Raw genomic sequence first — 22,860 nt, 5'->3', positions numbered from 1 at the left:
AATGGTCATAGTAAAATCGTTTGTTTGAAGAAAAAATGGAAAAAACGCCTTATGATAAGGCGTTTTTTCCATTTTCTGCGTATTGATAATATCGTTTTAGTGAAATTTTTGATTTGAACCCAGCTAGCTTTATAATTTCTGACTCCGGAGTCTCTTTTTTTATTAAATTTAAAATATAGGTGTTGCGAAAGTGTTGTCCTGAGATTCCTTTGCGTAAATTAGCTCTAGATACTTCAAGGCGAATCATTTTTTGGATAGCGATTTCTGTTAATCCTTTTGGTGCATCATTTTCGTATACCCATCTGTAAGTTCCTCGATTAAAATCGAATGCGACAAATAATGGATCATTACTATGGTATTTTGGACGAACGGGTTCAGGGATGCTTTTGTAATAGGTATATAGTTGTTTTTTGTCTTCGCTGGTTAATGAAATTGTTCTTTCTACCCCTGCGGTTGCTGGGATAGATAATGTGTTCGTTTCAAAGTGGACGTGATGCATAGTTAATGCTGTAAGTTCCTGTAAGGATAATCCATAGTCAATTAGTAAATTTAAAATAGCGATATTACGATCCATCAATAAAGGGCGTACAGGACGCTGTTTTTCTGAAAGTCCTTCTAATGAAGTAACTATATGTTTTAATCTTTTTTCTTCATCAGATGAAATGAAATCTTCATTGCGAAGTGTGCGATCTGGTTGAATAGAAATTTCCATGTTCTTTAATGGATTAGGGATGTTTAGAAAGTGATGCATTCTATTTAATACAATAAATACACGGTGCATCGTTTTCTCTGAGTAATGTCGATTCTTTTTTAAATCGGAAAAGTAATCTTCGTAGTCTTTTGTACAAAGTGTAGCCCATATATTACTGGAAGGGAGCTTTTTGTTTTTTTCTAACCAATGTCCGAAATCTTCAATGTCATAAACGTAACGTTTAATGGTTGAAGGTTTTCGGCCTTTATTCAATAAAAAAATAGAAAAGGCTTGTATTGTATCATGGAATTCCGTTGTCTCCATAGTCCCACCACCTTCATTATTTCTTATATTATAGCAAACTTTTCTGAAAATAGTCATTTGCAAGGGAGACAAGAATAATAATATTTGGTGAGTGGATAAAATGAGGTGATTGAATGGAACAATCGATGCGAAAGAAAAATAATAATCAAATTAACATTGTGTTAAATCATCGAAAGAAAATTTCTTTACCGGCCGCAGAAAATAAAACAGTAATTTCAAGTGAAACTACTACGAAACATGAGATGTTGCAAAGAATAGAAGAAGAGATGGGAAAGCTCGTTGGGATGGATGATATAAAAAAGATAATAAAAGAAATATATGCTTGGATTTATGTAAATAAAAAACGACAAGAAATAGGATTGAAGTCTGAGAAGCAAGTGCTTCATATGTTGTTTAAAGGAAATCCAGGTACAGGGAAGACAACTGTTGCTAGAATGATAGGGAAATTATTGTTTGAGATGAATATTCTATCAAAAGGGCATTTAGTTGAAGCGGAACGTGCGGATCTTGTAGGAGAGTACATCGGTCATACAGCTCAAAAAACAAGAGATTTAATAAAAAAAGCAATGGGGGGAATTTTGTTTATTGATGAGGCGTATTCATTGGCCCGAGGGGGAGAAAAAGATTTCGGGAAAGAGGCAATTGACACGCTTGTAAAACATATGGAAGATAAACAACACGGTTTTGTATTGATTTTAGCCGGATATTCAAGAGAGATGAATCACTTTCTTTCATTGAATCCAGGATTGCAATCCCGTTTTCCGTTTATAATTGAATTCGCGGATTACTCAGTAAATCAGCTGTTAGAAATAGGGAAGCGGATGTATGAAGAACGTGAATATCAGTTATCGAAAGAGGCTGAATGGAAATTTAGAGATCATTTACATGCTGTAAAGTACTCATCGCAAATTACATCCTTTAGTAATGGGCGGTATGTCCGGAATATTGTTGAAAAATCGATTCGTACACAAGCTATGCGGTTGTTGCAAGAGGATGCGTATGATAAATATGATTTGATTGGAATATCAAGTAGTGATTTGATGCTTGAAGAGGAGACGCACAGTACATAAGTTGTGCGTCTGTTTTTTCTATATAAGTGCTTTTATTATTTTTTTTCTTTTCCTTGATAAGATTTATGGAAGCGTTCCATTTTAGCACTTTTTTCGTGTGCGGAATGAAGGTCGTGTCCAAATTGGCCTACTGAGCTTTTTTGAGCCCCTTTATTAACGTGGTTTGTCATTTGTATTCACCTCGCTTTGAGGATTAGTATAAACATTATGTAAAGAAAAACTCATTAGAAAAGAAAAACCTCTTTACGATTTGTAAAGAGGTTGGATTGCTATTTATGCATTGAACGTTCGTTTGTGTCGATGCGTCTATGCGGTAAATGCCATTTGTAATGAATAGAAACCATGCGGAAGCAAACAATTAAAATGAATAAGGTGTATAAAGCCCAATCGCTAACAATAATTTGAGCGCCGATTAAGAAACCGGCTAGAATCGTCCAAAAAGCATATACTTCAGCTCGAAGAACGAGAGGCTTTCTACGGGCTAAAAGATCGCGGATGATACCGCCGCCAATGCCAGTTAGAACAGCTGCTACGATCGTAGCGCTAATAGGTAAATTTAGTTTTTGAGCGTATAATGCTCCTTGCACGGCAAATGCTGATAAGCCGATAGCATCAGTGATATTTTCCCACTTTTTCCAGTGTCTAATTAATTTATTTGGAAAAAGAAAAATAATCGTCATTGATAAAAGTGCGATTTGAAATAACATGTCTTGTTGCCAAAACGCGACAATCGGATAACCAATTAATAAATTACGAAGGGCACCTCCCCCAAATGCGGTTGCCATTCCTAAAATATACACCCCGAAAATATCATAATCCTCTTCCATTGCAACAATGGCTCCGCTTAGTGCGAAAGCAATTGTGCCTATGATGCTAAAAATCTCCCATGCCATGAATTTTCTCCCCCGCTAACTAGATGAAATGTGCTTCCTCTGCTATTATATTAGAAGGTTTAAATTTCGAAAAGGATGAGTGAACATATTTGATGGAAGAAAAAGAAAAAGTCATATTAGTGGGCTGTCAATTGCCGCAAGATGATGATGAAAAGTTTATGCATTCCATGAAAGAGCTTGCATCGCTAGCGAAGACTGCACGAGCAGAATTGTTAGTGTCTACAACGCAAAAACGACCGAAGTTTCATCCGGCGACTTATATCGGTAAAGGTAAATTAGAAGAGCTTACCATGTTAACTGAAGAATTAGAACCGGATGTTATCGTATTTAATAACGAATTAACACCGAGTCAAATTCGGAATTTATCCTCAGTATTAGATGCGAGGGTAATTGATCGAACGCAACTCATATTAGATATTTTTGCGCAACGTGCGAAGTCGAGAGAAGGGAAGCTTCAAGTAGAATTAGCTCAGTTGCAATATACAATGCCGCGTCTTATGGGACAAGGATTGTCTTTATCACGTCTTGGTGGTGGTATTGGAACGAGAGGGCCGGGTGAAACGAAGCTTGAGACGGACCGTCGTCATATTCGATCACGCATTGATGAAATAAAGAAACAACTTGCGGTTGTTGTGGAACATCGAAAAAGATATCGTGAGAGAAGAAAAGATAATAAAGTATTTCAAGTTTCGTTAATAGGATATACGAATGCGGGAAAATCTACACTGTTTAATAGATTAACGGAAGCCGATACATTTGAAGAAAACTTGTTGTTTGCAACACTAGACCCGACAACAAGGAAGATGCCGCTACCTTCTGGTTATACAGTATTACTAACTGATACAGTTGGTTTTATACAAGATTTACCTACGTCATTAATTGCTGCATTCCGTTCGACGTTAGAAGAAGCTGGTGAAGCGGATGTTATTTTACATGTTGTGGATTCTGCAGATCCTAATTATGTAGGGCATGAGAAAACAGTAAAACAATTATTGTCAGAACTCGAAATTAATCATATTCCTATTATTACGTTATATAATAAAAAAGATGAATTACATCAAAACTTTATTCCGTTTCCGAAAAATGACTTCTTAATGACTAGTGCTTTTGAAGAAAAGGATCTATTACATATAAAAGAAGCGATAGAAACGAAAATGAAGGAAGAAATGAATCGTTATCAAGTGGAGATTCCTCCGAGTGAAGGTAAGTTGTTAACGTTACTAAAGACGGAGACGCTATTAACGAAGATGGAGTTTTTGGAAGATAAATTTGTATATGATTGCGCAGGGTATATTTTTGCTCATTCATCACTTAATGTGCAATTAAAGAGATTTTTAGTGGAAGAAGGAGAAAATAAAAATGTTTGATCGTTTGAAAAATGGAGAAAAGATTGCTCCGATTGTAAAAGAAGTAGAGAGCCAAATTACAGAAGTACATAAACGTGCGGATGAAGTAATTGAAAGTAATCAGTTTCGTGTATTAGAAAGTTTTCGTAAACATAAAATTAGTGATTCACATTTTATTCCGACGACCGGTTACGGTTATGACGATATTGGTCGTGATACGCTAGAAAAAGTGTATGCAGATGTATTTGGAGCGGAAGCTGGCCTAGTTCGTCCGCAAATCATTTCAGGTACTCACGCTATTTCTACAGCGTTATTTGGTATTTTACGTCCAGGAGATGAGTTATTGTACATCACTGGCAAGCCATATGATACGTTAGAAGAAATCGTTGGTGTACGCGGAAAAGGTGTAGGTTCATTTAAAGAATATAATATTGGTTATAATGCAGTTCCGCTTACTGAAGAGGGGCTTGTTGATTTAGGAGCTGTTGCGGCTGCCATTCATAGTAATACGAAAATGATCGGTATTCAGCGCTCAAAAGGTTATGCTACTCGTCCGTCTTTTACTATTTCTCAAATTAAAGAAATGATAGCGTTTGTTAAAGAAATTAAACCGGATGTTGTCGTGTTTGTAGATAACTGTTATGGCGAGTTTATTGAAGAACAAGAGCCATGCCATGTTGGTGCAGATTTAATGGCGGGTTCGCTTATTAAAAACCCGGGCGGGGGAATTGTTAAAACTGGTGGTTATATTGTTGGTAAAGAACAGTATGTTGAAGCGTGTGCCTATCGTTTAACATCTCCAGGAATCGGTGCGGAAGCAGGAGCATCTTTATATAGTCTGCAAGAAATGTATCAAGGTTTCTTCTTAGCGCCGCACGTAGCGGGACAAGCGCTAAAAGGTGCGATTTTTACAGCTGCATTTTTAGAGAAGTTAGGAATGAATACATCACCAGCATGGAATGCACCAAGAACAGATTTAATTCAGTCTGTTCAATTTGATGATAAAGATCGTATGATAGCGTTCTGCCAAGCGATTCAATATGCATCTCCGATTAATTCCCACTTCACTCCGTATGCGAACTATATGCCAGGTTATGAAGATGATGTCATTATGGCTGCGGGAACGTTTATTCAAGGTGCGAGTATTGAATTATCAGCTGATGGTCCGATTCGTCCGCCTTATGTTGCTTACGTACAAGGTGGATTAACTTATTCGCATGTGAAGATTGCAATTTGTTCTGCAATTGATGCATTAATTGAAAAAGAATTATTAACAATTTCTTAAAGGGAAGCTGTCGATTTCGACAGCTTTTTTCGCGTGAAAGTAAGGATTTATTTCATTAGAAAAAAGAATGAAAAAATTTTTTAAAAAATCATGTAAGAAAAGCTAACATCTATTGACACTAAACATAACATGGTATAAAATGAGAAGCAGTTAAGGCGAAGGAGGAACTGAAACAATGAAAGAAGATAGACGTTCTGCCCCGCTGTTTCCTATTGGTATTGTTATGGATTTAACACAATTATCTGCACGTCAAATTCGCTACTATGAAGAGCATAATCTTGTTTCTCCAACCCGTACAAAGGGGAATCGTAGATTATTTTCATTTAACGATGTAGATAAGTTGTTAGAGATTAAAGATTTATTAGATCAAGGCTTGAATATGGCTGGTATTAAACAAGTGTTACTAATGAAAGAAAATCAAACAGAAGCAGTGAAAGTAAAAGAAGAAACGAAAGAAATTTCAAAAACTGAGCTTCGCAAAATACTTCGAGACGAACTACAACATACAGGTAGATTTAATCGAACTTCATTGCGACAAGGTGATATTTCAAGGTTTTTTCACTAAAGAGAACTGATTCTGAAGGTGTTTAGAGGGACTAAGGAGGAATTTATAATGGCTAGGTACACAAAAGAAGATATTTTCCGTTTGGCGAAAGAAGAGAATGTAAAGTATATCCGATTACAATTTACGGACCTTTTAGGAGTAATTAAAAACGTAGAAATTCCAGTGAGCCAATTAACAAAAGCTCTTGATAACAAAATGATGTTTGATGGATCTTCTATTGAAGGTTTCGTACGTATTGAAGAATCTGATATGTACTTATATCCAGATTTAGATACTTGGGTAATTTTCCCTTGGACAGCTGAAAAAGGTAAAGTAGCTCGATTAATCTGTGATATTTACAATGCAGACGGCACTCCATTTGATGGTGATCCACGTAACAACTTAAAGCGTGTGTTAAAAGAAATGGAAGCATTAGGATTCTCAGATTTCAATCTTGGACCAGAGCCAGAATTCTTCCTATTCAAAGTAGATGAAAAAGGAAATCCGACATTAGAATTAAACGATAACGGTGGATACTTCGACCTTGCGCCGATGGATCTAGGGGAAAACTGTCGTCGTGATATCGTTCTTGAACTTGAAGAAATGGGCTTTGAAATTGAAGCGTCTCACCATGAAGTTGCTCCAGGGCAACACGAAATTGACTTCAAATATGCAAATGCAATTCGCTCATGTGATGACATTCAAACATTCAAACTTGTTGTAAAAACCATTGCTCGTAAACACGGTTTACACGCAACATTTATGCCAAAACCATTATACGGTGTGAACGGTTCAGGTATGCACTGTAACTTATCACTATTCAAAAATGGTGAGAACGTATTCTTCGATCAAAACGGTGACTTACAATTAAGTGATGATGCTCGTCACTTCATCGCAGGTATTTTAAAACACGCACCAGCATTTACAGCGGTAGCAAACCCAACTGTAAACTCTTACAAGCGTTTAGTACCTGGATACGAAGCTCCTTGTTACGTAGCATGGTCTGCACAAAACCGTAGTCCATTAGTACGTATCCCTGCATCTCGTGGTATTAGTACACGCGTAGAAGTACGTAGTGTTGACCCAGCTGCAAACCCATATTTAGTAATGGCTACATTATTAGCTGCAGGTCTTGATGGAATTAAAAACAAATTAACTCCACCAGCTGCAGTAGACCGTAACATCTACGTAATGACAAAAGAAGAGCGCGAAGAAGCAGGTATCGTTGACTTACCAGCAACATTAGCACAAGCTCTAGTTACATTACAATCTAACGAAGTAATTAGTAAGGCATTAGGAGATCACTTACTTGAGCACTTCATCGAAGCGAAAGAAATTGAGTGGGATATCTTCCGTACACAAGTTCACCAATGGGAACGCGATCAATATATGTCTCTATACTAAGAGGCTTGAACCCTTGATACGACTGGTATCAAGGGTTTTTTATTTACCTCTCGTCACAACGTTATGTGGTTGCAAAATGAAAAACAGCCACAAAAAACACCAAAAAAAATTCTACTCTAAAACATTACTCATATACTTTTCAAATTCAGAAATAGAGTCTTTATTGATTTTATCACTAATATGTGAATAGACATTGGATGTCATTTCGATACTTTTATGACCTAATCGTTCTTGTATATATTTTAAGTTAGCGCCTGATTCTAATAACAAAACAGCATGCGTATGTCTAAGAGAATGGATATCAAGACTAGGTATGTTAACCTTTTTCAAAATTCTTGAAAAGGCATTAAATATTGAGATATCTATGTTACCTTTAGCTTTTTTATATTCTTGTTGCAATGAGTTAACATTTTGATTGAATGAAATTAGACTTCCAGTTGGAGAATTAACCTGTTCATTAAGTGCTGTCACAATACTGTAGATATTTTTATATTCTTCATATACATCTTTGTATAAATCAGGATGCTTTTTTACAGCTTCTGATACTGATTTTAATTGTTGACCCATCTCATTATAAATAATGTCCGCTCGTTTAATCATTGGATCAGCTTCTGTCTTCTTAGACATTAGTTCTGTATTAAAATCTTTTTGATTTTTTATCGCATTAGACCATGTATCAGAATAACCAAATAAGACTAATGTGGAATACATCTCAAATGAGCCAATATCATTATAAAAATTAGTAGCTGCCATTAAATATTCACTTTCTTTTTTCTTTTCCTCAGCGATTTTTTTTATGTTCATTTTCAATGTTCATTGATACGAAAATAATAACAACTAGTATTACAAGTGAAACAATCGATATTCCAAAAGTTATAGCGGATTTCATGAAAATAGGTTTTTTCCTCTTTTTATTAATGAACCCAATAATTAAAAATGTTAATGATGCAAACAGTGCAATTATACTGAACCAAGCAAGCGTTCCACCGACAGCTTGACCTAGAACATAGGCCATTCCATATTCAGCGTCTCCAAATTTAATACTATTATAGATCCCACGAATAAAGAGCATAGCTAGTATTCCTATACTAACTAAAATAAACATTTTATTAGATATTTTCATTCTTGATCCTCCGACGATATAAAATGTAGGAGTAATAAACGGAAAAGATTCTAATGGAGAACCTTATTTTGTAAGCTCAGTTTTATTCAAAAGATCAGGTGAGTTGAATCTTAACGCAGGAATGAATGGTAATGTAACTGTTAAAGTTGGTATAGGTATAAATCATTATGCGCAAGGTGGGTCGTATTGGGTAGAAGCTACTGGTGGTATTGGATTAAAAGGGGGAAATAAAAACGTATTGATAGACAGTCGAACAGCTATTGTTTTCAGCATAAAAGATAAGAATATGCTTGATCTAGTAGACTACAATGGAGATACGGATTTACGGTTCCAAACATTAACACTTAGAAATGGAGCATCTAGCTATGCGGGTAAATTACAGGTTAAATCCGGTGCAGGTACTTCTTTTTCGCCTGTAGTGGCATGCAATTTTGAAACATCATCGCAACGTAAGTATAAAACAAACATTCGAGATGTACAGTTTAGCGCTTTAGAAAAAATTATGGCGTTAAATATTCAACAATACAATTTGAAAACGGATATGGAACAACTATATGAAATGCGAATGAATCGTCAAGATAACGAACTGGTACTTACTACTCATGATATTCAAACTCGATACGGTTGGATTGCAGATGATGAAAGTAATCCGGAATGTTTTGTTACAAAAGAAAAAATGCAGCTGAAATATATTCTTCAATAGCGCTTCAAATAAAAGCATTCCAAGAAGAAAAACATGCTAAAGATGCTGAAATCGAAGAGTTAAAAGAAGAGAATAAACAAATGAACCGTAGAATTGCAGTGTTAGAACAATTGTTAGCTCAAAATTTAATTGATAAGAAACCAAAGCAGCTATAAGCTGTTTTTTATTTTGCGCAAAATACGGCTTTTACAACAAAACGAAGCATGCTTATTGCAGGCTTTTTTATTTTTAAAAAAAGGAGCTGAACTAATGCAAGAAATTCAAGATTTAAAGTAAGAGATCCAACAAATAAAGTCAGATCAGAAGGATATGCAACGCGACATTCGCAACTTGGAAACACGTACAACAGTCAATGAGAAGGACATTGTAAATATAAATAAGCTTCTTGATAAAATCAGCGCCAATACTACATGGATCTTACGTCTCATTGTAGGTGGTCTAATCGGAGCAGCCCTTACTTTCCTATTTAAGGGAGGTGGCATGTAATGGTGAGTTTAGCTGTAATGATTGGAATTGTAGTTGGTCTTTCGCAAATTGTAAAAACAATTGGATTGCAAACAAAATACGTTCCGTTATTAAATTTAACGCTTGGCATTGTGCTAGGCGTTTTATTTAATAACGGAGATATCAAAACAAATGTATTTCAAGGAAGCATCATCGGACTGTCAGCAAGTGGATTATTTGACCACACAAAAATTATGAAAAAGGATGCTGATGTGAAATGAAAAAGACAATGAAACATATTACCTCGTTACTTATGATTCTAGTACTTGCTGTTTCGTTTGCAACAAGTGCTTTTGCGGATAGAATAATTATTATTCCAGACTTACCGAAACAACCATACCGTAATGGTGTAGGGGCTTATGAGGGCGTTGTAGCACATTCTACAGCAACTCCTGAAGCGCCAGCTATTAACATTCAAAAATATGAGTCTCGTACATGGCGTTCGGCATTCGTACATTACGCAGTTGATTGGAATGAAACAATCCAAATTGCTGATACGAAATACATTGCTTATGGTGCAGGACCAGGAGCAAATAAACGATTTGTTCACGTAGAATTATGCGAAACAAGAGATTATGAGAAATTCAAACGCAGCTATGATAAATACGTTAAGTTATTAGCTGAAATCTTAGGTGATCGCGGGTTATCAGTAGAAAAAGGATTATGGACTCACTACGATGTAACGAAGTATCTTGGTGGTACAGATCATGAAGATCCACTTGATTATTTACGTAGTCATGGGGTTTCAGAAGCGCAATTTAGAGCGGATGTACAACGAGCATACAATAATTCTAATGTTGATGTTTCTGTTCCTGACAAGCGATCTAAACCTGTTGAAGTTCCAACAGCTGTAACAGACGGTATTGCTTATATTGAAGGCTATAACGTTAATTTACGTAAAGGACCAGGTACAAGCTATTCTAAAATTCATCAGTTAAACAAACCAGAATCTTATATTGTATGGGCTGAAAAGGATGGCTGGTTAAACCTTGGCGGTGAGCAATGGATTAAAAATGATCCATCTTATGTGAAGTTCAGTAAGAAAAGCACAGTGGATGCTTCTATTGTAGGGAAGCGTGTTGTTTCTAAAGTTAATAACTTACGTTTTTATGATGATCCATCTTGGCAGGATAATGATGTTGATGGCACTGTAGATGCAGGATTAGGATTTACTATTGATGCAAAAGTAAGTGTTAATGGTTCATCACAATATAAAGTACACAATAGCAAAGGGAAAACATACTATGTAACAGCAAGTGAAGTCTATGTGTATGTGAAATGAGAAGAAAAAAGATGCTCTATTTAGAGCATCTTTTTTAATAGTTTACAGGATCAAATAAGCCTTTTTTGTATGTTCTATAAATCATAGTTACAACTTCAGCTCTTGTAGCAACGTCTTGTGGACGAGAACCATCAAAAATTCCATTTCCAGCTGCCCAATTAGTTGTTGTACCGAAACCAGGCCATGATTTATTAGTGTAAGCTATATATCTAAAGCTATAAAGGAATGAACCCATTTCTTCACGAGTTACCCAGTTAGTTGGGCGTCCATCTTCAGCGATTCGTAGTTGTCTTGCAAAGCTACGGGCATCATTATAGTTATAACCATTAGCACCAGTATACAATCTTTCCATAATTAGCCATGCATCTTGTCGAGTGGCTGGGCTATCACGTAAATCGGTATTTATGATACCTTTATTAAATGCCCAATTCATTTGTGTATCCGCCCAATGTGCTGATGCTGCTTGAGGCGAAATTGTTGCGAAACCAGCAGCTAACGTTATAGTCGTTGCAGCAACAACTATAAATTTTTTAATTTTTTTTAACATATTTTCCATTCCTTCCCTTATATGTATATGTTTGCGACAAATGTTATATTAATATATCCATCTTTAAAAGTAAATAGATTTATTTAAATTTATGATATTCTTTTAGTAATAATTTGTGAAGTTAACAACAAAATGGAATTATATATGTGTGAATTTTTTATTTGAATCAACATTAGATGCGTAATTAAATGGTATGAAAGGTTGGTGGTATGAGGTTAAGTTAAAATAGCTAATTAAGCCTATGTGTATGTGAGATGGTTTTTACAAAAGAATAGTTTTATGAATAAAAAATGTTACCTGATTCTATATGTAGATAAGTATATCTTTATTTTTATATTTATAGATGTTAGTGTGAATATACACCGTTTCTTATTTATCTATGAGCATTATCTGTAGAACGAATAGATTAATTTGAAAAAATCCCCTTTTGCACCTATATGCAGAAGGGGATTTTTATTTTTATGAGATTTAAAATTTACTTTTAGATAATGCTTTAAGTACGGGTTTTACAATTAAGCTTATTAAACGAAATCCTTTGAATATAGAGCGTACAACCTTCATAATATACCCTCCCCAAAAATGGTGATTCTATTTATTCATTTTACTTAAAGATTTATCCATTTGGCGTTCATTTGCTTGTGTAGCACTACTTGTCACATTTTCTACACCGCGGTAGTTGTATTTAGAGTTTTGCCAGAAGTCGAAAGCGAAATCTTTTAATGGCTTTTCTGATGCGTTTCCATCAACAACTTGTGATTTGAAAATATTCGTTAACATGTACTCATGATTAGAGATATCTTTAATATAATTTTTATCTTTATATTCTTTAATGATGTCATTACCAAACTGTTTAACTTCATCGTTAGATGGTTTGTAATCGTGAGCATATTTACTTACTTCATCAAACTTTTCAGTTGTAGATTTATCACTGGATGCTACTTCTTTAATTTTATTTCCCCAGTCAACTGTTTTAACGTTTTCTTTTGCTGCAGCGAGTTCTTGTTCAAGCTGTGCTTTATTTTTCAACAATCCAAAGTCTAAAATAGTATCTACTTTGCTGTCATTAAACAGTATGTAAACATATCCATCTTTTTCAGCACCATCTAATGCAGGATATTTATATTCAACAAGTGATTGATTATATTGATTAACGCTTTCTTCCCCTTTTCCACCTACAATTTTCTCGACTTCTTTCATACTCATTCCTTTTTTAATCTGTTTAAATTCTTCTTTAGAAATTTTCCCATCTCCATTGCTGCATGCTGAAAGCACAGATATTATAACGAGTAGTAATGTTATGAATAATTTTTTCAATGTTATACCTCCTATTTGATATTAATAACCGTATTATTATATCAAGTATTATAGATCTTGGTGTCAATTCACATCGACAAAATTATTAATTTAAAATTTTATAATACAGACAAAAAGCCTTAGAGCAATTTGCAATGAATAATGGCGTTTACGTAAAGGTGTATGATGTCCCGGAATTTCAACTAAAAAGAGCTGAATGGAAATGCAGCTCTTTTGTCCCCTTTTTGTTAGTAATGCCCCGCCTTTGCCCCGCTTCATAGAAAAAGATAGAAAACATTTGGAAAAGGTAATAAGTAAAAATGCTGATATAACAAGGTATTTATAATGGTAAAAAAGAAAAGAAAACGGGTGTATCTATTTTTAGGACATGCTTCATCCAGTCGAGATAGAGTGCTTACAGAAGGTGAATGAAGAGAGTGGTGTGCATGTAAAGGTGAATTTTAGATTGAATAAAAACAGCCACATTACCAACCGTGAAACAGCCACAAAACAGCCACGAATTAATAACAAGTAGTGATATTGTAAAAAAATCTTATCAGATGAACGCGTATTTTATGTGATGTGTGAAATGAAATGAAACCATATAATAGGAAGGTATATTTTTAGAACGCAAGTTCACCAATGGGAACGCGACCAATATATGTCTCTATACTAAGAGATTAAAAAGCCTTGATACTACGGTATTAAGGCTTTTTTTGTTTGTGGGCAATATAGTTGTTAGTTGAAATGAATTGAATAGATGCCTCAAAAATGCCCGAAAAAAATTATGGAGGTATTTAAAGTTTTATTCCATATTTTTAATGTAGCGTGGTGAAATTCGAATTATTTGTTTGTTCCAAAAGAGTGGGGATAAGTAAAAGTAACATGCGTAATATCTATGGGTATAAAAAAATGTATGATATGTTGTGTTCGGTATTGGATATGTTTCATACTAAAGTTCGAGTGTTTAAAAATATAGTACCTTGCAATAAACAATACTAAGTGGTATATTATGGATAAGGAAGGTACCGTGTATTGAACAGTACTGAAATGAGAAAGGGGGATTGTCCTTGAACGTTCAGTTTAAAAAAGGTGTGTTAGAACTATGTGTACTGGCACTTGTGAAACGTAAGGATTGCTACGGTTATGAACTTGTTCAGCAAATCTCAAATAAATTTTTAATATCGGAAGGCTCAGTGTACCCTTTATTACGTCGTTTAACGAAAGAAGGATATTTTCAAACGTATTTAAAAGAATCTACGGAGGGGCCGCCTCGTAAATATTATCAACTAACTGAGCAAGGGGGCACGCAACTGAATTTGTTAGTAACAGAGTGGCGTGATTTTGCGAAAGGCGTACAAGAAATTATTGAAGGGGTGGAATGGGATGAGTAAAGAACAGTTTCTTAAGGAATTATCAAGTCATCTTAGAAAGTTACCAGATGAAGAGAGGAAAGATATTTTATTTGATTATGAAGAGCACTTTCAGTTTGGGATAGAAGAGGGGAAAACTGAATCAGAAATAATAAAGGGCCTTGGCTCTCCGAAAGTAATTGCAAAAGAATTACTTGCGATGTATCGCTTCGATGAAATGAAAAAAGATCCATCAACTTCAAATGTGACAAGAGCTGTCATGGCAGCGATTGGACTTAGTTTGTTTAATTTCATTATTGTGTTAGGCCCGTTATTGGCAATTATCGCTTTTATATTTTCTTTTTGGGTCGGTGGGATTGTTAGTGTAGTGACGCCATTTTTCGTAATTGGAAAAGTATTTATGGGTACTTTTATATGGTTGGATTTATTCGTTAGTATAACGTTTGTTGGAGTAGGTTTGTTGCTATGTATTATTGCTTATTATAGTACGAAGTGGTTTAAGAGGTTATGCGTACGTTATGTCATATGGAACTTCAAAATGATAAAAGGGGAGTAGATGATGAAAAAAATATTGTTAGTAGCGATCGCTTGTATCATTATTGGAGTAATAGGGATTTCACAAACATATGAAAAAGCAGTGCAAACTGCAGAAAAAGGAAACAAAGAAGATATAATTAAAAACGAAACATTAAAAAATATAGAAGTGAAGTTAGATGCCGGGGATATTGCTATCCAAAAATCTCCTGACTCTTCTTTTTATGTAAAACAATCAGGAGATGCACGTAAACAAGAGCTTCGTATTGCTGAAGATGGTGACACATTAAAAATTATTGGGAAAAGGGAAAAAGGTGCTTCATTTGATTTTTCCTTTTACGATTTTAAGTTTCAAACGTCTACATTGACTCTCCTTGTACCTGAACGCTCTTACCAAGATGTAAAAGTAAATTCATCTGCTGGACAAATCGAAATAAGTGATCTGAAAAGTGAACGTGTAAGTGTTGAGACAGTTGCTGGAGAAGTGAATTTGAAACATGTAACGGCTAAGAATGTGGAGGGAGCTACAAAAGCTGGTGAGATGAACTTTAAAAAAGTAAAAGGGAAAGTGAGCACAAAAACGACCAGTGGGGAAATAAATATTCTAGATCATGATGCTACGTTTAATTTAGAAGCAAGTTCAACTGCGGGAGATATAGATATTACTTTATCGGAAAAACCACAAGATGCGATAATTACTGGGCAAAGTGCTGCTGGAGATGTAACAATTTTTAATGAAGAAAATAACAACGTAACAATTGGAAATGGTAGTAAAAAGATTAGCGGTAAAACAACTGCTGGAGATATTACTATAGCAACGCGTTAATAATTAATGCAATGCATTCTTTTGAATGAATGAAATTCTATCAAAATACAAAAAAGATAATTACCGTATATAAATAAGGTAATTATCTTTTTTTATTACTTTTAATGTAAATCACGATATACGCCAATTACTTTACCAATAACTGACACTTGTTTTAAAATGATAGGTTCTAATGAAGAGTTTTCCGGTTGTAGACGGAAATGGTCTTTTTCTTTATAGAAACGTTTAACAGTTGCTTCGTTATCTTCTGTTAAAGCGACTACAATTTCACCATTATATGCAGACTGTTGTTGGCGAACAACAACTAAATCTCCATCGAAAATGCCAGCCTCAATCATACTATCCCCGGAAATACGTAACATAAACACTTGATCTGCTCCTGCGACAATGCTAGCTGGAAGAGGGAAGTGCTCCTCTACGCTTTCGACCGCTGTAATTGGTAAACCGGCAGTAACTTTTCCGACAATTGGAACTTGAATAACAGATTGTGTTTCTGTATCCATTCGGTCTTCACCTAAAATTTCAATTGCACGTGGTTTTGTTGGATCGCGTCGAATGTATCCTTTTTCTTCTAATCTTGATAAATGTCCGTGCACTGTAGAACTAGAAGCGAGGCCGACTGCTTGACCGATTTCACGTACGGAGGGTGGATATCCTTTTTCTTGTACTTTTAGCTTAATAAAGTCGAGAATGTCTTGCTGGCGTTTCGTTAACTTTTCCATGTTTTCTAACACCTCGTTTTCTTTCATTTTTCTTATTAATAAGTATAACATGTGAAAAAACATTCTACAAACATAAGTTCGAACAAAAGGCGAATTTATGTTACACTGAAGGGAAATAATAGTGAGAAAGAGGGGTTCATAATGAATGCAATTATTTATGCACGTGTGAGTACAACGAAAGAAGCGCAAGAAACATCATTATTACGTCAAAAAGATGAATTATTGCATTTAGCAGAGCGCTATCAAATGAATGTTATTAAGGTGATTGAAGAGCAGGCTAGTGGATATACAATTGAACGTGACGGTATATTAGAAGTGCTCGATACGATTCGAGACGAACAAATTGATGTGCTACTTATACAAGATGAAACGCGCCTTGGTAGAGGGAATGCAAAGATTGCGTTAATGCACTGTTTACATAAAGAAGGAATAAAAGTATATACGCATACACATAATGGTGAATTGCAATTGTCGGATTCTGATTCAATGGTATTAGATATTATTGGTATTGTTGAAGAATATCAAAGAAAGATTCATAATTTAAAAATTAAACGAGGTATGCAACGAGCAGTAGAAAAAGGCTATCGTCCAGAAAATAATTTAAAAAATCGTCATTTAAGCGTAGGAAGAGAGAAAAAAGAAGTGCCAATTGAGGAAATCGTACGTTTGCGCAAAAGTGAACTCACGTTTGAAGAAATTGCAGCAACACTACGTGGATTTGGTCATAATGTTTCAAAGGCAACTGTGCATCGTAGATATGTAGAGTATACGAAGCAATTGCTTGATAAAGAAGAGTAACTATTGTATGATAATAATCAGTTTTGATTAGAAGGGGGATTCGAGATGCTTAGTCACGAACTCGTTGAACGCATTAACTTCTTAGCGAAAAAAGCAAAAGCTGAAGGTTTAACTGAAGAAGAACAACGTGAGCGTCAATCGCTACGTGAACAATATTTAAAAGGATTTCGTCAAAATATGTTAAACGAACTTAAAGGGATTAAAGTTGTTAACGAACAAGGTACTGATGTTACACCGGCGAAATTAAAAGCTTTAAAAAAGCAAGATAATGCAAAATTAAACTAAAAGATGGGCGAAGCCCATCTTTTTTATTTATTATAATCGTTAGTTAATAACTTTCCAGTTGTTATTAACCGTTGCTTCTATCTTTTTGTGCTTCAATATATAGTTAGCGATAAGTTCAGACATATCTGTTGGTATGTCTTTTATTACAGGCTTATGTTGGAACATAAAGAAGTTCCCCCCGCCGCTCGCGCGATAATTATTCATAACGACTTCATATTCTTCATTCATATTAAGAGGAGTGCCTTTATACTGTAAAGATTCTACTCTTTCGCCAATTGGTTTGGAAATATTTAATACGTATGAAATCCCTTCCCACATATCGTAATTATAGTGTTGCGGTTTTGGTTCTATATAGCTAGGGTTTACGATGATGGTGCCATCTGCTTTTAATGTGAAATAAGAAGCAGAGAGTTCAAGAGCATCTTTTATATCTGCTCCAGTTATTCTAATTACTTTTAATGTATTTGGATAAATATAATTGGAAACGATGTCACGCATTGTTACATATTTCGAGAAACCTGGAGATGTATTATGGAATAAGCTTGTACAAGAAATAGAAACATTAGCAATATCCATCTGTATTTTATTTATGAATTCAATAAAAGGATGGTCTTGCAAACGAGTTTGCATAGCATCTGAAATTTGCATGTCACCGTGGATGGTTCCAATAGGTTGATCAAGCCATTTTTGTGTTTTCTCTTCATAATCGGTTACCAAGTAAAGAACATCTGGATCTGCCTCGATTTCTTGCACAGTCAATAGTTCTGAATGACTCTCTTTTTTTACCCACTCTTGTTTCATTTTTTCAAATGTTACAGTTACTTTTCCAACTGAATGTCCATTACATCCAGTCTGTAAAATTGTTACATCATTACCCACTGTTTGAGCCATTTCTCGGTGCTGATGGCCTGTTAATAAAATATCTATGCCCTCAATTTCATGACACATAGCATACCCTTGGTTTTCGCCTGTTAAAACTTCAGTCGGTTCTCCAGTTTGTAAATCGCGTTCAAATCCCCCATGATACGCAACGACTAGTAAATCTGGTTTCTCATGTTCGTGAATGTAAGAAATCCAATTTTTTGTTGTTTCTAACGCATCTTCAAATTGCAAGTCTTTAATGTGATGGGGTTGTTCCCAATTTGGAATATAATGCGTTGTCACCCCTAAAATAGCAATTTTTATATTTGATTCAATATGTTTTATTACATATGGTTTCCCGAAATAAGGTTTTTTACTGTTTTTATCTAAAATATTTGCTGATAAATACGGGAAGTTTGCAGTAGAAATAACATTGTTTAATACGTCCATTCCATAATTAAATTCATGATTCCCAATCACTGCAGCATCATAACGTAAATAGTTCGCCAATAAAGACATTGGATTTTTCTTATCTTTTTCATAAGTAGCGTAATGATAAGTGAATGGTGTTCCTTGTATGAAGTCACCGTTATCAATTAAAAGAACGTTTCTATTTTTGGAACGTTCTTTTTTTATAAGGGTAGAAATTTTAGCTAAACCAATTTCAGCTTTGGAGTTATCTTGGTAGTGAATTGGATAAACAGTACCATGTATATCACTTGTTAATAAGATGTTTAAAGTCACAATTTGATTTGGATTCAATATTATTCACCTTTTCTATTGTTATCTACTAATTAAGCATATCAAATATATGAAGGGAATTTTAATGTGAGTGTATAGAATGTGTAAAGATTCTGTAAATAATCAAATTTTTGTAAAAATGTGTGATATATTTCTTCATGTTTATGAAAGGTTATTTTATAACAATGAAAAATGGAGGCACTAATATGTTGAAAAAAGTTTTTGCAATGAGCACAACAGTTGTACTAGCAGCGGGGTTATTAAGTGGCTGTGGAACGAAGGAATCAAGTGCAAATAAAAATGCAGATACGAAAAAAGGGTATGTACCGAAGACTTTAAATGTTCAATTTGTTCCTTCTCAAAATGCAGATACGTTAGAGGCGAAGGCAAAACCACTTGAGAAGCTATTAAGTGATAAGTTAAATATTCCAGTAAAAGTTAGTATTTCAACGAATTACAATACAATTGTAGAAGCGATGGCATCTAAGCAAGTAGATGTAGGATTTTTACCCCCAACAGCGTATGTGTTAGCACATGAGAAAAAGGCAGCAAACGTAATTTTACAAGCACAACGTTTTGGAGTAGATGATGAAACCGGAGCTCCTACAAAAGATTTAGTAGACTTCTATAAATCTGAGTTTGTTGTTAAGAAAGATTCAAATATTAATAGTGTAAAAGATTTAAAAGGTAAAAAAATTGGTTATCAAGATGTAACCTCATCAGCGGGATATGTGTGGCCTGCGGCTGTATTATTAAAAGAGGGCGTTGATCCGTTAAAAGATGTGAAACCTGTTACATTAAAAGGTCACGATCAGTCGCTTATTGCTCTTTTAAATGGCGACGTAGATGCAGCTGTTGTATTCCAAGATGCTCGTAATATTGTAAAAAAAGATTATCCAAATATATTTGATCAAACGAAAATAGTGAAATTTACGGAGAAAATTCCAAACGATACGATTTCGGTACGTTCGGATTTAGATGAAGAGTGGAGCAAGAAATTACAGGATGCTTTCATTGAAATTGGAAAGAATGAGGAAGGTCACAAAATCATTAAAGAAGTATATTCACATGAAGGGTATGTTAAATCTGATGATAGTAAATTTGATATCGTTCGTGAATATGGAAAGAAAGTAAAAACGCAATAATACATATGGAAATGGAAACTAGCTGGAAAGGTATGTTTTCAGTTAGTTTGCCGTTTTGAATACATAGAAGGTAGGTAAGATGTGTGATAGAGTTTCGAAATGTTTCCAAAGTGTATCCAAATGGTACAAAAGGATTGAATAATATAAACTTGAAAATTCAAAAAGGTGAGTTTGTTGTAATGGTAGGGCTTTCCGGAGCTGGAAAGTCTACACTTCTAAGATCGGTAAATCGTCTTCATGAGATTACAGAAGGAGAAATCATGATTGAAGGTGAGTCTATTACGGCTGCGAAAGGAAAAGGATTACGCCGCATGCGCCGGGATATTGGTATGATTTTTCAAAGTTTTAACCTTGTAAAGCGATCAACAGTATTAAAGAACGTATTAGCTGGCCGTGTTGGGCATCATTCGACGTTGCGTACAACGTTAGGCCTATTTCCGAAAGAAGATTTGGAGCTTGCTTTTCAATCGTTAAAAAGAGTAAATATTTTAGAAAAAGCATATGCGCGTGCCGATGAATTATCAGGAGGACAACAGCAACGTGTATCGATTGCTAGAGCGTTGGCGCAAGAAGCAAAAATCATATTGGCAGATGAACCTGTTGCATCGTTAGATCCGCTAACAACAAAGCAAGTATTAGATGATTTGAAGAAAATTAATGAAGATTTTGGAATTACAACAATTGTAAACTTACATTCTATTGATTTAGCTAGGCAATATGCGACGCGCATTATTGGATTACATGCAGGAGAAATTGTTTTTGATGGCTTAGTAGAAGAGGCAACGGATGAAAAGTTTGCTGAAATTTATGGTGACGTAGCACAGAAAAGTGAATTGTTAGAGGTGGCAGTTAAATGAATGACGTGACGATATATTCGAAATCGATACCGAAGCCACCGAGTAAGTTGAAACATATGTTAACGGCTGTTCTAGTCATTTTACTGTTGTGGGGAAGTAGTGTACAGGTCGATGCATCATTATCAAAACTAGTAGTTGGTTTTCCTAATATGATGGATTTGTTAAAAGAGATGGTGCCGCCAGATTGGAGTTATTTTCAAGTTATTACAACAGCGATGTTAGATACAATACGTATGGCGATTATTGGGACGACTTTAGGAGCGATTTTAGCTATTCCGCTGGCATTGTGTGCGGCAAGTAATGTATTTACTAGTACATTTTTATACATCCCAGCTCGAATGATATTAAATTTTATCCGAACGATACCAGATTTATTATTAGCGGCAATTTTCGTAGCGATTTTTGGAATCGGGCCACTTTCAGGTATTCTGGCTCTTACTTTTTTCTCAATTGGGCTCGTGGCGAAATTGTTTTATGAGTCAATCGAATCAATTGATCCAGGTCCGTTAGAGGCGATGACAGCAGTAGGAGCAAATAAAGTGCAATGGATTGTTTATGGAGTAATTCCGCAAGTGAAAGCGCATTTTGTCTCTTATGTTCTGTATACATTTGAGGTGAACGTACGTGCAGCAGCTGTTTTAGGTTTAGTAGGAGCAGGTGGTATTGGATTATACTATGATCGTACACTTGGATTTTTACAATATCAGCAAACTGCATCTATTATTATTTATACCCTTGTTGTTGTATTGTTAATTGATTATGTAAGTACATTGTTGCGGGAGAAATTATAATGAGTAAAACGACGATAATCGTACCAAAACCTAAGAAGCCGAGTGTGTATCGCTCGTTTATTTTTATAGCACTTACATTTGTTTACGTATGGGCTTTTTCAGGAGTACCGCTAGAAGGGATCAAGGATACGGCAGGAGAAATTACAAAAGCAATTATGACAGGTGTATTGAATCCAGATTGGGCGTATGTATCTTTGCCAGATGGTGAAGATTTATTACATGGTTTAATTGATACGTTGGCAATTGCGATATTAGGTACATTTATTTCTGCCTTTTTATCTGTTCCATTTGCTTTTTGGGCGGCGACGAATATGAGCAGTGGAAAACTAACTTCAGGAACTGGGAAATTTGTACTTAGTTTTGTTCGTACATTTCCTGAATTAGTTATGGCTCTTTTATTTATAAAGGCTGTTGGACCAGGCTCTTTTGCCGGAGTTCTAGCTTTAGGATTACACTCTATTGGAATGTTAGGAAAACTATATTCAGAAGGAATTGAAAATATAGATAAGGGACCGACGGAAGCGTTAATAGCTACAGGCGCAAACCGGTTTCAAATACTTTGGTATGCGGTATTGCCACAAGTATTACCAGATTTTCTATCATATACGTTATATAGATTCGAAATTAATGTACGATCCGCTGCCATTTTAGGTGTGATTGGAGCAGGTGGTATTGGTACACCGCTAATTTTTGCGCTGAGTTCACGTAATTGGTCTCGCGTGGGAATTATTTTATTGGGCATTATTTTAATGGTCATTATCATTGATTTTATTTCAAGTTCGATTCGGAAACGGATTGTTTAACTGATTTGAAAAGCATCGAATGTAGATGCTTTTTTGTATTTTTAAAACCGGGTTAAAAAGTAAGTATAGAAGAATTTTGTATATCTGTATAAATATACAGATAATTCTCTTTCTT

25 protein-coding genes and 2 pseudogenes are annotated in these 22,860 nt (G+C 35.0%); 18 read left to right on the top strand and 9 right to left on the bottom strand.

The features are described from left to right. Positions 1-49 precede the first annotated feature (49 nt). Positions 50-1,015 (bottom strand): tyrosine-type recombinase/integrase, encoded by a 966-nt coding sequence (locus ACVWY7_RS09245; protein ID WP_000450309.1) that lies wholly within the window; start codon positions 1,013-1,015, stop codon positions 50-52. A 113-nt stretch (positions 1,016-1,128) separates the two neighbouring features. Between ACVWY7_RS09245 and spoVK the strand changes: the two genes are divergently transcribed. Beyond that, positions 1,129-2,085 (top strand): stage V sporulation protein K, encoded by a 957-nt coding sequence (gene spoVK, locus ACVWY7_RS09240; protein WP_000438184.1) that lies wholly within the window; start codon positions 1,129-1,131, stop codon positions 2,083-2,085. A 35-nt stretch (positions 2,086-2,120) separates the two neighbouring features. Here the strand turns inward: spoVK and ACVWY7_RS09235 are convergent, their stop codons facing one another. Both ACVWY7_RS09235 and ACVWY7_RS09230 read right to left on the bottom strand, forming a co-directional pair. Further along, the gene (locus tag ACVWY7_RS09235) at positions 2,121-2,255 is read right to left on the bottom strand and encodes a hypothetical protein (RefSeq protein ID WP_000181491.1); all 135 of its coding nucleotides are present in this window, start codon (positions 2,253-2,255) and stop codon (positions 2,121-2,123) included. 99 nt (positions 2,256-2,354) lie between these two features. Continuing rightward, complete coding sequence (locus tag ACVWY7_RS09230) at positions 2,355-2,978, bottom strand: trimeric intracellular cation channel family protein (protein ID WP_000312272.1); 624 nt, start codon at positions 2,976-2,978, stop codon at positions 2,355-2,357. A gap of 92 nt (positions 2,979-3,070) precedes the next feature. Between ACVWY7_RS09230 and hflX the strand changes: the two genes are divergently transcribed. From hflX to glnA, 4 genes are all read left to right on the top strand, one after another. Beyond that, positions 3,071-4,345 (top strand): GTPase HflX, encoded by a 1,275-nt coding sequence (hflX, locus tag ACVWY7_RS09225; RefSeq protein WP_000391400.1) that lies wholly within the window; start codon positions 3,071-3,073, stop codon positions 4,343-4,345. Further along, entirely contained in the window at positions 4,338-5,609 is a 1,272-nt protein-coding gene (locus ACVWY7_RS09220; protein ID WP_000460300.1) for a methionine gamma-lyase family protein, read from the top strand. The genes hflX and ACVWY7_RS09220 overlap by 8 nt, the downstream gene beginning before the upstream one ends. Positions 5,610-5,784: 175 nt before the next feature. Next, positions 5,785-6,174 carry a transcriptional repressor GlnR gene (gene glnR, locus ACVWY7_RS09215; protein WP_000656783.1) on the top strand — a complete coding sequence of 130 codons (390 nt, stop codon included), beginning with the start codon at positions 5,785-5,787 and terminating at the stop codon, positions 6,172-6,174. Positions 6,175-6,222: 48 nt separating this feature from the next. Next, complete coding sequence (glnA, locus tag ACVWY7_RS09210; protein WP_000135325.1) at positions 6,223-7,557, top strand: type I glutamate--ammonia ligase; 1,335 nt, start codon at positions 6,223-6,225, stop codon at positions 7,555-7,557. Positions 7,558-7,668: 111 nt separating this feature from the next. Here glnA and ACVWY7_RS09205 read toward each other — a convergent pair. After that, positions 7,669-7,914 (bottom strand): annotated as a pseudogene (locus tag ACVWY7_RS09205) (tyrosine-type recombinase/integrase); the annotation flags it as partial. Between the two features lie 424 nt (positions 7,915-8,338). Further along, entirely contained in the window at positions 8,339-8,680 is a 342-nt protein-coding gene (locus tag ACVWY7_RS09200; RefSeq protein ID WP_080496846.1) for a hypothetical protein, read from the bottom strand. A 25-nt stretch (positions 8,681-8,705) separates the two neighbouring features. Here ACVWY7_RS09200 and ACVWY7_RS09195 point away from each other — a divergent pair. The 4 genes and pseudogenes from ACVWY7_RS09195 to ACVWY7_RS09180 form a co-directional block, all read left to right on the top strand. Next, positions 8,706-9,538: pseudogene (locus ACVWY7_RS09195) on the top strand (tail fiber domain-containing protein); the annotation flags it as partial. Between the two features lie 124 nt (positions 9,539-9,662). Continuing rightward, positions 9,663-9,869, top strand: coding sequence for a hemolysin XhlA family protein (locus ACVWY7_RS09190; RefSeq protein WP_255392578.1), 207 nt, complete (start codon positions 9,663-9,665; stop codon positions 9,867-9,869). Further along, positions 9,869-10,108, top strand: coding sequence for a hypothetical protein (locus ACVWY7_RS09185; RefSeq protein ID WP_000253961.1), 240 nt, complete (start codon positions 9,869-9,871; stop codon positions 10,106-10,108). The genes ACVWY7_RS09190 and ACVWY7_RS09185 overlap by 1 nt, the downstream gene beginning before the upstream one ends. After that, entirely contained in the window at positions 10,105-11,169 is a 1,065-nt protein-coding gene (locus ACVWY7_RS09180; RefSeq protein WP_072181039.1) for an N-acetylmuramoyl-L-alanine amidase, read from the top strand. The genes ACVWY7_RS09185 and ACVWY7_RS09180 overlap by 4 nt, the downstream gene beginning before the upstream one ends. A gap of 34 nt (positions 11,170-11,203) precedes the next feature. Here ACVWY7_RS09180 and ACVWY7_RS09175 read toward each other — a convergent pair whose 3' ends face one another. After that, complete coding sequence (locus tag ACVWY7_RS09175; RefSeq protein WP_139316635.1) at positions 11,204-11,716, bottom strand: protein phosphatase 2C; 513 nt, start codon at positions 11,714-11,716, stop codon at positions 11,204-11,206. A 588-nt stretch (positions 11,717-12,304) separates the two neighbouring features. Then, positions 12,305-12,994: a hypothetical protein gene (locus tag ACVWY7_RS09170; protein ID WP_033704323.1), complete on the bottom strand. Its 690-nt coding sequence runs from the start codon at positions 12,992-12,994 to the stop codon at positions 12,305-12,307. 1,085 nt (positions 12,995-14,079) lie between these two features. Between ACVWY7_RS09170 and ACVWY7_RS09165 the strand changes: the two genes are divergently transcribed. The 3 genes from ACVWY7_RS09165 to ACVWY7_RS09155 are packed head-to-tail and all read left to right on the top strand — an operon-like array spanning position 14,080 to position 15,742. After that, entirely contained in the window at positions 14,080-14,403 is a 324-nt protein-coding gene (locus tag ACVWY7_RS09165; RefSeq protein ID WP_001102623.1) for a PadR family transcriptional regulator, read from the top strand. Further along, entirely contained in the window at positions 14,396-14,938 is a 543-nt protein-coding gene (locus ACVWY7_RS09160; RefSeq protein WP_078417375.1) for a DUF1700 domain-containing protein, read from the top strand. Before ACVWY7_RS09165 ends, ACVWY7_RS09160 begins: the two co-directional genes overlap by 8 nt. Next, positions 14,939-15,742, top strand: coding sequence for a DUF4097 family beta strand repeat-containing protein (locus tag ACVWY7_RS09155; protein WP_000976118.1), 804 nt, complete (start codon positions 14,939-14,941; stop codon positions 15,740-15,742). Positions 15,743-15,843: 101 nt separating this feature from the next. On the opposite strand, the gene lexA is transcribed toward ACVWY7_RS09155, so the two are convergent. Beyond that, the gene (lexA, locus tag ACVWY7_RS09150; protein WP_000413738.1) at positions 15,844-16,464 is read right to left on the bottom strand and encodes a transcriptional repressor LexA; all 621 of its coding nucleotides are present in this window, start codon (positions 16,462-16,464) and stop codon (positions 15,844-15,846) included. A gap of 141 nt (positions 16,465-16,605) precedes the next feature. On the opposite strand from lexA, the gene ACVWY7_RS09145 reads away from it, so the two are divergent. Together ACVWY7_RS09145 and ACVWY7_RS09140 are read left to right on the top strand one after the other, a co-directional pair. Beyond that, positions 16,606-17,262 carry a YneB family resolvase-like protein gene (locus ACVWY7_RS09145; protein ID WP_000991464.1) on the top strand — a complete coding sequence of 219 codons (657 nt, stop codon included), beginning with the start codon at positions 16,606-16,608 and terminating at the stop codon, positions 17,260-17,262. A gap of 45 nt (positions 17,263-17,307) precedes the next feature. Then, positions 17,308-17,547: a DUF896 domain-containing protein gene (locus tag ACVWY7_RS09140; RefSeq protein WP_000948565.1), complete on the top strand. Its 240-nt coding sequence runs from the start codon at positions 17,308-17,310 to the stop codon at positions 17,545-17,547. A 39-nt stretch (positions 17,548-17,586) separates the two neighbouring features. On the opposite strand, the gene ACVWY7_RS09135 is transcribed toward ACVWY7_RS09140, so the two are convergent. Then, positions 17,587-19,170, bottom strand: coding sequence for a bifunctional metallophosphatase/5'-nucleotidase (locus tag ACVWY7_RS09135; RefSeq protein WP_105989827.1), 1,584 nt, complete (start codon positions 19,168-19,170; stop codon positions 17,587-17,589). A gap of 185 nt (positions 19,171-19,355) precedes the next feature. Here ACVWY7_RS09135 and ACVWY7_RS09130 point away from each other — a divergent pair, with 185 nt between their 5' ends. From ACVWY7_RS09130 to phnE (ACVWY7_RS09115), 4 genes are all read left to right on the top strand, one after another. Further along, the gene (locus ACVWY7_RS09130; protein ID WP_000915047.1) at positions 19,356-20,294 is read left to right on the top strand and encodes a phosphate/phosphite/phosphonate ABC transporter substrate-binding protein; all 939 of its coding nucleotides are present in this window, start codon (positions 19,356-19,358) and stop codon (positions 20,292-20,294) included. An 83-nt stretch (positions 20,295-20,377) separates the two neighbouring features. Further along, entirely contained in the window at positions 20,378-21,151 is a 774-nt protein-coding gene (phnC, locus tag ACVWY7_RS09125) for a phosphonate ABC transporter ATP-binding protein (RefSeq protein ID WP_000569251.1), read from the top strand. After that, positions 21,148-21,942, top strand: coding sequence for a phosphonate ABC transporter, permease protein PhnE (gene phnE / locus ACVWY7_RS09120; RefSeq protein ID WP_456523760.1), 795 nt, complete (start codon positions 21,148-21,150; stop codon positions 21,940-21,942). The genes phnC and phnE (ACVWY7_RS09120) overlap by 4 nt, the downstream gene beginning before the upstream one ends. After that, positions 21,942-22,745: a phosphonate ABC transporter, permease protein PhnE gene (gene phnE / locus ACVWY7_RS09115; protein ID WP_000047898.1), complete on the top strand. Its 804-nt coding sequence runs from the start codon at positions 21,942-21,944 to the stop codon at positions 22,743-22,745. Before phnE (ACVWY7_RS09120) ends, phnE (ACVWY7_RS09115) begins: the two co-directional genes overlap by 1 nt. Positions 22,746-22,860: the final 115 nt, after the last annotated feature.

The sequence above is a fragment of the Bacillus sp. TE9106W genome (assembly GCF_054062215.1).
This window is presented reverse-complemented; position numbering and strand designations above follow the sequence as displayed.

Coding starts and splice junctions, on each gene's coding strand:
- lexA (WP_000413738.1), bottom strand. CDS start 16,464: ATGGAAAAGTTAACGAAACGCCAGCAAGACATTCTCGACTTTATTAAG.
- glnR (WP_000656783.1), top strand. CDS start 5,785: ATGAAAGAAGATAGACGTTCTGCCCCGCTGTTTCCTATTGGTATTGTT.
- ACVWY7_RS09180 (WP_072181039.1), top strand. CDS start 10,105: ATGAAAAAGACAATGAAACATATTACCTCGTTACTTATGATTCTAGTA.
- spoVK (WP_000438184.1), top strand. CDS start 1,129: ATGGAACAATCGATGCGAAAGAAAAATAATAATCAAATTAACATTGTG.
- ACVWY7_RS09230 (WP_000312272.1), bottom strand. CDS start 2,978: ATGGCATGGGAGATTTTTAGCATCATAGGCACAATTGCTTTCGCACTA.
- ACVWY7_RS09245 (WP_000450309.1), bottom strand. CDS start 1,015: ATGGAGACAACGGAATTCCATGATACAATACAAGCCTTTTCTATTTTT.
- ACVWY7_RS09175 (WP_139316635.1), bottom strand. CDS start 11,716: ATGTTAAAAAAAATTAAAAAATTTATAGTTGTTGCTGCAACGACTATA.
- hflX (WP_000391400.1), top strand. CDS start 3,071: ATGGAAGAAAAAGAAAAAGTCATATTAGTGGGCTGTCAATTGCCGCAA.
- ACVWY7_RS09145 (WP_000991464.1), top strand. CDS start 16,606: ATGAATGCAATTATTTATGCACGTGTGAGTACAACGAAAGAAGCGCAA.
- ACVWY7_RS09220 (WP_000460300.1), top strand. CDS start 4,338: ATGTTTGATCGTTTGAAAAATGGAGAAAAGATTGCTCCGATTGTAAAA.
- ACVWY7_RS09235 (WP_000181491.1), bottom strand. CDS start 2,255: ATGACAAACCACGTTAATAAAGGGGCTCAAAAAAGCTCAGTAGGCCAA.
- phnE (WP_456523760.1), top strand. CDS start 21,148: ATGAATGACGTGACGATATATTCGAAATCGATACCGAAGCCACCGAGT.
- ACVWY7_RS09130 (WP_000915047.1), top strand. CDS start 19,356: ATGTTGAAAAAAGTTTTTGCAATGAGCACAACAGTTGTACTAGCAGCG.
- ACVWY7_RS09200 (WP_080496846.1), bottom strand. CDS start 8,680: ATGAAAATATCTAATAAAATGTTTATTTTAGTTAGTATAGGAATACTA.
- ACVWY7_RS09140 (WP_000948565.1), top strand. CDS start 17,308: ATGCTTAGTCACGAACTCGTTGAACGCATTAACTTCTTAGCGAAAAAA.
- glnA (WP_000135325.1), top strand. CDS start 6,223: ATGGCTAGGTACACAAAAGAAGATATTTTCCGTTTGGCGAAAGAAGAG.
- ACVWY7_RS09185 (WP_000253961.1), top strand. CDS start 9,869: ATGGTGAGTTTAGCTGTAATGATTGGAATTGTAGTTGGTCTTTCGCAA.
- ACVWY7_RS09160 (WP_078417375.1), top strand. CDS start 14,396: ATGAGTAAAGAACAGTTTCTTAAGGAATTATCAAGTCATCTTAGAAAG.
- ACVWY7_RS09155 (WP_000976118.1), top strand. CDS start 14,939: ATGATGAAAAAAATATTGTTAGTAGCGATCGCTTGTATCATTATTGGA.
- phnE (WP_000047898.1), top strand. CDS start 21,942: ATGAGTAAAACGACGATAATCGTACCAAAACCTAAGAAGCCGAGTGTG.